Origin of the sequence: Pseudomonas sp. NPDC087639 (assembly GCF_044743385.1) — a bacterium.
In the GTDB taxonomy this organism is placed as follows: Bacteria; Pseudomonadota; Gammaproteobacteria; order Pseudomonadales; family Pseudomonadaceae; genus Aquipseudomonas.
The window spans coordinates 2,379-9,796 of the sequence record NZ_JBIUWI010000078.1 but is presented as its reverse complement, the minus strand read 5'-3'; the positions used below and the strand labels follow the sequence as shown (position 1 = coordinate 9,796).

General features: G+C 60.4%; 6 protein-coding genes. 4 read left to right on the top strand and 2 right to left on the bottom strand.

Annotated elements, in window-relative coordinates:
- Positions 1-189: 189 nt before the first annotated feature.
- Together lptG and lptF are read right to left on the bottom strand one after the other, a co-directional pair.
- On the bottom strand, positions 190-1,251 hold the full coding sequence (lptG, locus tag ACIOVB_RS23895) for an LPS export ABC transporter permease LptG (protein ID WP_187680034.1): 1,062 nt from the start codon (positions 1,249-1,251) through the stop codon (positions 190-192).
- Complete coding sequence (gene lptF / locus ACIOVB_RS23890; RefSeq protein WP_401271857.1) at positions 1,244-2,365, bottom strand: LPS export ABC transporter permease LptF; 1,122 nt, start codon at positions 2,363-2,365, stop codon at positions 1,244-1,246. The genes lptG and lptF overlap by 8 nt, the downstream gene beginning before the upstream one ends.
- Positions 2,366-2,941: 576 nt before the next feature.
- Here lptF and ACIOVB_RS23885 point away from each other — a divergent pair.
- The 4 genes from ACIOVB_RS23885 to ACIOVB_RS23870 all read left to right on the top strand — a co-directional run.
- Entirely contained in the window at positions 2,942-4,432 is a 1,491-nt protein-coding gene (locus ACIOVB_RS23885) for a leucyl aminopeptidase (protein ID WP_187680036.1), read from the top strand.
- Positions 4,433-4,492: 60 nt separating this feature from the next.
- On the top strand, positions 4,493-4,921 hold the full coding sequence (locus ACIOVB_RS23880; RefSeq protein WP_187680037.1) for a DNA polymerase III subunit chi: 429 nt from the start codon (positions 4,493-4,495) through the stop codon (positions 4,919-4,921).
- A gap of 8 nt (positions 4,922-4,929) precedes the next feature.
- A complete protein-coding gene (locus ACIOVB_RS23875; protein ID WP_401271856.1) occupies positions 4,930-5,325 on the top strand; it encodes a DNA polymerase III subunit chi in 396 nt (131 codons plus the stop codon).
- 202 nt (positions 5,326-5,527) lie between these two features.
- Positions 5,528-7,418: valine--tRNA ligase (locus ACIOVB_RS23870; RefSeq protein WP_401271855.1), on the top strand; the 1,891-nt coding region annotated here is incomplete at its 3' end.

Below are 7,418 nucleotides of genomic sequence, written 5' to 3'. Positions count from 1 at the left end.
TGACTCAAATCACTCACGGATCAACACTCAAAAAGGCTGCAGGCATGGCCCGCCGAAAAATAGCCGGGAATTGTACCTGATACACGGCGCAAGCGTCACGTTCGCCTGTCACCCGGATTGCATGCAAAAACGCCCCGATCGGTTGATCGAGGCGTTTCCGGGGCTAAGCAGAGGATGAAAGCTTGTTCATCAACCGGCTCGTCTAAGCAGCCAGACACCTGCCAGCGCGCAGACACCGGCCGGCACCAGCACCGCAAACAGCGGCGAGAAACCGAACACCAGGCTCGACGGACCGAGCAAATCCTGGACGATGCGGAAGGTGAAGCCGACCAGCACACCGGTGAACACACGCTGGCCGAGGGTTACCGAACGCAGCGGGCCGAAGATGAAGGAAATCGCCATCAACACCAGCGCGGCTGTCACCAACGGCTGCAACACCTTGACCCAAAATGCCAGCCAGTAACGGCCGTTGCTCAGGCCCTGCTCCGACAGATAGTGGATGTAGCCCCACAGTCCGCTGATCGACAGCGATTCCGGGGCCATCACCACAGTGCTCAGCAGTTGCGGGCTCAAGGCCACGTCCCAACGCTCGCTCGGCGTGTTTACGACTTCGGTGCTGCGCTCATGGAACAAGGTGGTGGCCACGTCGGTGAGCTGCCATTGAGTGCCATCGAACTCGGCCTTCTTGGCGAAGCTGGAGCTCAGCAGGTGGCGTTCCTTGTCGAAGTGATAGCGAGTCACGCCATACAACAGGCCGTTGGGTTGCACGGCGTTGATGTGGATGAATTCTTCACCCTGACGGTGCCACATACCGTGCTTGGCGCTTTGCGCGTCGCCGCTGCCCTGAGCCAGAGAGCGATTGGCCTGGGCCATGCTTTCGGTGGCCGGGGCGACGTATTCGCCAATCAACACGCCTGCGAGCATCAGCACCAGCATCGGCTTCATCACCGCCCAGACGATCCGGCCGATCGACACGCCAGCGGCGCGCATTACGGTCAGTTCGCTGCTGCTGGCCAGACTGCCGAGGCCGATCAGGCAGCCAATCAACGCGGCCATCGGCAACATTTCGTAGAGCCGGCGCGGCGCGGTCAGCAGGACGAAACTCAGCACGTCTACCAATGTGTAGGTTTCGCTGACGTCACCCATCTCATCGATAAAGGCGAACAGGGTCGCCAGACCGAGAATGATTGCCAGCACGGCAATGATAGCCATGAACACGCTGCTGCCGATGTAGCGGTCGAGTTTAACCACGGGCCACCTCCAGCGCAGCAGCGCGACGGCTGGCCATCTTCAGACGCAGCGGCTCCCAATACAGCAGGCCGAGGCCGATGACCAGGAAGATCGCATGCACCCACCACAAGCCGAGCGCCGGTGGAATCTTGCCTTTTTCAAGGGCGCCGCGGGCGGCAATCAGGATGGTCAGGTAAGCCATATAAAGAAGAATCGCCGGCAGCAGCTTGAGGAAACGCCCTTGACGCGGATTGACTCGCGACAGCGGCACCGCCATCAGGGTCACGATGAACACCAGCAACGGCAGGGAAAGACGCCATTGCAGTTCGGTTTTGGAGCGGATGTCGTCACTGCCCAGCAGAGACGAAGTCGGCATGGCGTCACGATCGGTGACTTCTTCGCTGACGTCCGGTTTAGGCAGCAGCACACCATAGTTTTCGTAGTGAATGGCGCGGTAATCCGCCTGACCCGGACTGCCGTCATAGCGATAACCATTGTCGAGAATCAGGTAGCGATTGCCGTCGGGGCGGACTTCCTGACGGCCCTTTTCGGCCACAAGCACGGAAATCCCGCGATCCTTCTGATCGGCGCCGAGGTTCTTCTGCGAGATGAACACTCCGCCCAGATTGACGCGATCGTCGCTCAACGTTTCGGTGTAGGTCACTCGGGTGCCGTCACGCAGGGCCTGGAAGCGACCCGGTTCGAGGGTATCGAACTCTGTCAGGGCGTCTTGCTTGTTCAGCAGCAACTGGAACTGATTGGCACCCTGCGGGGCCAGGCCCAGGCTCAGCCATGCCACGACCAGTGCCACCAGCGTTGCCGGGAACAGGGTCATGCGAAACAGCTTCTGCTGACTCATGCCGGTGGCCGAGAGCACGGTCATTTCGCTTTCCAGGTACAGGCGACCGTAGGCCAGCAGGATCCCGAGGAACAGACCCAGCGGCAGAATCAGTTGCAGGAAGCCCGGCAGACGAAAGCCCATGATCAGGAACAGCGAACCCGGATCGAGCTGGCCGGCAGCGGCCTGAGCGAGGTATTTGATGAAGCGACCGCTCATGATGATGACCAGCAACACCGCACTCACGGCGCTGAGGGTCAACAGGACTTCGCGGGACAGATAACGGAAGACGATCAAACCAGACACTCCAGGGTTGTCAGGCTAAGGCGGCCAAACAAGCAAACACATCGACCGGCCCGCAACGCAGAGCCGTCGAAAAAAGATGCGGCATTATCCTGTGATTGAGGGCGCCTGTCACTGCGCACACTCATCCTCGCAAGCAATCCGTTGAAGATCGTACAACCTAGGGGGCGTTCTCAATTAGTTTTCACACCGCGCCGGGTCTGCTGTTGTGCAGGGCAAGGCGCGAGAAGCGTGGTTTGGTCATTCCAAATAAGCTTCGAGCAACGCAGCCCTGCACAACAGCAGGCGCGGCCCTTCGGGTTGTGCCTTAAAGCCGGCCAGTCTGCGTTGCAGGCCTTGGAAAGGGAACAACCATTCCCAGCGGCCTGCGCCTTGCCTGGCTGGCTTTAAGGCGATAACGCTGTGTGAAAACTAATTGAGAATGCTCCCTAGGGTTGTCAGGCGCGGGGAGCGAGGTTCAAACTGCGGCCCTTGTCGCAGGCTTTGGCCTGCGCCTCTTCTATCTATAAGCAGGCGACTGCGGACACCGTCGAACGCCTGCGTGTTGACCATTCATTCAGGGATCCGGACATGGAACTGGTTGTAAAAAGCGTTAGCCCAGAAACGTTGAAAACCGCCACCCTGGTGGTTGCCGTCGGCGAAGGCCGCAAACTCGGTGTCGCCGCCAAACAGGTCGACGAGCTGAGCGGTGGCGCGATCAGCGCCGTACTCAAGCGTGGCGATCTGGCCGGCAAGGTTGGTCAAAGCCTGCTGCTGCACAGCCTGCCAAACCTCAAAGCCGAGCGCGTGCTGCTGGTCGGCGTAGGCAAGGACGAGGAACTGGGCGACCGTCCGTTCCGCAAAATCGTTGCCGGCATCCTCAACACCCTCAAAGGCCTGGGCGGCAGCGATGCCGTGCTGGCGCTGGACGAAGTCATCGTCAAGGGCCGCGACAGTTACGGCAAGACCCGCCTGCTGGCGGAAACCCTGGTGGACGGCGAATACACCTTCGACCAGTTCAAGAGCCAGAAGGCCGAACCGCGCGCCCTGAAGAAAATCACCCTGCTGACCATCAAGGCTGCACAAGCCGAAGTTCAGCGCGCCGTGAATCACGCTACCGCGATTGCCAATGGCATGGCCTTCACCCGTGATCTGGGAAACCTGCCGCCGAACATCTGCCACCCGACTTTCCTTGGCGAACAAGCCAAGAACCTCGGCAAAGAGTTCAAGGACCTGAAAGTCGAAGTGCTCGACGAGAAGAAGATCAAGTCGCTGGGCATGGGCTCGTTCTATGCCGTTGGCCAGGGCAGCGAACAACCGCCGCGCCTGATCGTCATGCAATACAACGGTGGCAAGAAATCCGAGAAGCCATACGCACTGGTTGGCAAAGGCATCACCTTCGACACCGGCGGCATCAGCCTGAAGCCGGGCGCCGGCATGGACGAAATGAAGTACGACATGGGCGGCGCTGCCAGTGTGTTCGGCACCCTGCGTGCGGTCCTCGAACTGAAGCTGCCGATCAATCTGGTGTGCATCCTCGCCTGCGCCGAAAACATGCCGAGCGGCAATGCGACCCGTCCGGGCGACATCGTCACCACCATGAGTGGCCAGACCGTGGAAATCCTCAACACCGACGCCGAAGGCCGTCTGGTGCTGTGCGATGCCCTGACCTACTCCGAGCGTTTCAAGCCACAAGCGGTGATCGATATCGCCACCCTGACCGGCGCTTGCGTCGTAGCACTGGGCGCCCACACCTCGGGCCTGCTGGGTAACAACGACGAACTGATCGGCCAACTGCTCAGCGCCGGCAAGGCTGCTGATGACCGCGCCTGGCAACTGCCGCTGTTCGATGAGTACCAGGAACAGCTGGACAGCCCGTTCGCCGATATCGCCAACATTGGCGGGCCGAAGGCCGGCACCATCACCGCCGCATGCTTCCTGTCGCGCTTCACCAAGAACCTCAACTGGGCGCACCTGGACATCGCGGGCACCGCGTGGACCAGCGGCGGCAAGGACAAGGGCGCCACTGGCCGTCCGGTGCCACTGCTGACCCAATACCTGCTGGATCGCGCCAAAGCCTGAAACCGATGCCTGCGGGCGGCGCTTCTTTTTTGAGGCGCCGCTTTCAGCTCAGGAACCGCAATGACCAAAGTCGACTTCTATATCCTGCCCAGCGCCGATCCCTCGGCACGCCTGGACTTTGCCTGCAAGCTCACCGAGAAAGCCTGGCGCATGGGCCACCGCATCTACCTGCATTGCAGCGATGCCGCTCAGCGCGAAGATCTCGATGCTCGGCTGTGGGCGTTCAAGGGCGAAAGCTTCGTGCCCCACGGCCCCGCCGACAGTGAACCCGAAGGGTTGATTGTGTTGGGGGTGGGCGATGACTGCGGTCAGCATCAGGATTTACTGGTCAATCTCGACCTGAAAGTCCCGGCCTTCGCCAACAAATTCGCCCGCGTGGCGGAAGTGGTGGTGGAAGATCCGACCATTCGCGCGGCTGCGCGGGAGAGTTTCCGTTTCTACCGCGAACAGGGCTATCCTCTGCAAGATCACCGTTTACAGCGACTCTGAGCACTCCAATGGACACTCCGAAACCGCAGCAAAAGTCCGCACACCTGCTGGACGATCTCGAATCGATCCGCCAGTTGCTCGGCGATGACAACCTGCAACCGCCACTGCTGACCGACACGGTCGATGACGGTGAACAGGAACAGATTCCGATGTTGTTCGATTCGGTCGGCGCCGAGGCGCCCGCCGTCGAGCCGCCACCGGCTCCGACCCCGACGCCTGCCGCGCAACCTGCTGCGACCGTCGATAAAGGCCCGGACGCCCTGCTGCACCTGGACAGCGAACTGCGCGCCGCCGCGCAATTGATCATGCAAGACGTGATCGACGACTTCGCGCCGCACATCGAAACCGAAATCAAACGCCGCCTCGATGCGCGGATGGAACGGTTGCTCAGCCAGTACGAATAACCCCCACGATCCCCTGCAGGAGCTGCCGCAGGCTGCGATCTTTTGATCTTGACCTTAAAAAACAAAGTCAAAAGATCGCAGCCTTCGGCAGCTCCTACAGAAAGCTTGCGTCCACCCGCCCCTCCCCCGCTCGCCCTCGGCCCCATGCCCCGCTATACTTCCCGGCTTTTCCTGAATAAATGCCAATAGGGTCCCGCCGCGCATGGATAAGACCTACCAGCCGCACGCCATTGAAACTTCCTGGTACAACACCTGGGAGTCCGAGAACTATTTCGCACCGCACGGCGCGGGCGATTCCTACACCATCATGATCCCGCCGCCGAACGTCACCGGCAGCCTGCACATGGGTCACGGTTTCAACAACGCGATCATGGACGCCCTGATCCGTTTCCGCCGCATGCAGGGTCGCAACACCCTGTGGCAGCCAGGTACCGACCACGCCGGTATCGCTACGCAGATGCTGGTGGAGCGCCAACTGGAAGCCCAGGGCCAGAATCGTCACGATCTGGGCCGCGAAAAATTCCTCGAAAAAGTCTGGGAATGGAAGGATCAGTCCGGTGGCAACATCAGCCGTCAGATCCGCCGCCTCGGCTCGTCCGTAGACTGGAGCCGCGAGCGCTTCACCATGGACGACGGCCTCTCGGAAGCCGTTAAAGAAGCCTTCGTGCGTCTGCACGAGGACGGCCTGATCTATCGCGGCAAGCGTCTGGTCAACTGGGACACCAAGCTGCACACGGCGATTTCCGACCTCGAAGTGGAAAACCACGACGAGAAAGGTTTCCTGTGGAACCTGAAGTACCCGCTGGCTGACGGCGCGAAAACCGCTGAAGGTAACGATTTCCTGATCGTCGCGACCACCCGTCCGGAAACCATGCTCGGCGACTCCGCCGTCGCGGTAAACCCGAACGACGAACGCTACAAAGCCCTGATCGGCAAGTTTGTCGAACTGCCACTGGTTGGCCGTCGCATCCCGATCATCGCCGACGATTACTGCGATCCTGAATTCGGCACCGGTTGCGTGAAAATCACCCCGGCCCACGATTTCAACGACTACGAAGTCGGCAAGCGCCACAACCTGCCGCTGCTGAACATCTTCGACAAGAACGCCAACGTGCTGCCAGCCGCCCAGGTGTTCAACCTCGACGGCACGCTGAACGACAGCATCGACGGCAAGATCCCGGCCGAGTACGCCGGCCTTGAGCGCTTCGAAGCGCGCAAGCAGATCGTTGCTGCGTTCGACGCTGCCGGCCTGTTGGTCAGCGTCGACGATCACAACCTGAAAGTGCCGAAAGGCGATCGCTCCGGCACCATCATCGAGCCGTGGCTGACCGACCAATGGTACGTCTCCACCAAGCCGTTGGCTGAACCTGCGATTGCTGCCGTTGAAGATGGCCGCATCCAGTTCGTGCCGAAACAGTACGAAAACATGTACTTCTCGTGGATGCGAGACATCCAGGATTGGTGCATCAGCCGTCAACTCTGGTGGGGCCACCGGATTCCGGCCTGGTACGACGAGTCGGGCAAGGTCTATGTCGGCCGTGATGAAGCCGAAGTACGTGCCAAGCACAACCTCGGCCCGGACGTTGCACTGCAACAGGACAACGACGTACTCGACACCTGGTTCAGTTCCGGTCTGTGGACGTTCTCCACCCTCGGCTGGCCTGAGCAGACCGAGTTCCTGAAGAAATTCCACTCCACCGACGTGCTGGTGACCGGTTTCGACATCATCTTCTTCTGGGTTGCCCGGATGATCATGCTGACGATGCACCTGATCAAGAACGAGGACGGCACGCCGCAGGTTCCGTTCAAGACTGTTTATGTGCACGGTCTGGTACGTGATGGCCAGGGCCAGAAGATGTCCAAGTCCAAGGGCAACGTCCTTGACCCGTTGGACATCATCGACGGCATCGAGCTGGAAGAACTGGTGCAAAAACGCACCTCCGGCATGATGCAGCCGAAACTGGCGAAGAAGATCGAGAAGCAGACCCGCGACGAGTTCGCCGAGGGCATCGCCAGTTACGGCACCGACGCCCTGCGCTTCACCTTCTGCTCGCTGGCGTCCACCGGTCGCGACATCAAGTTCGACATGGGCC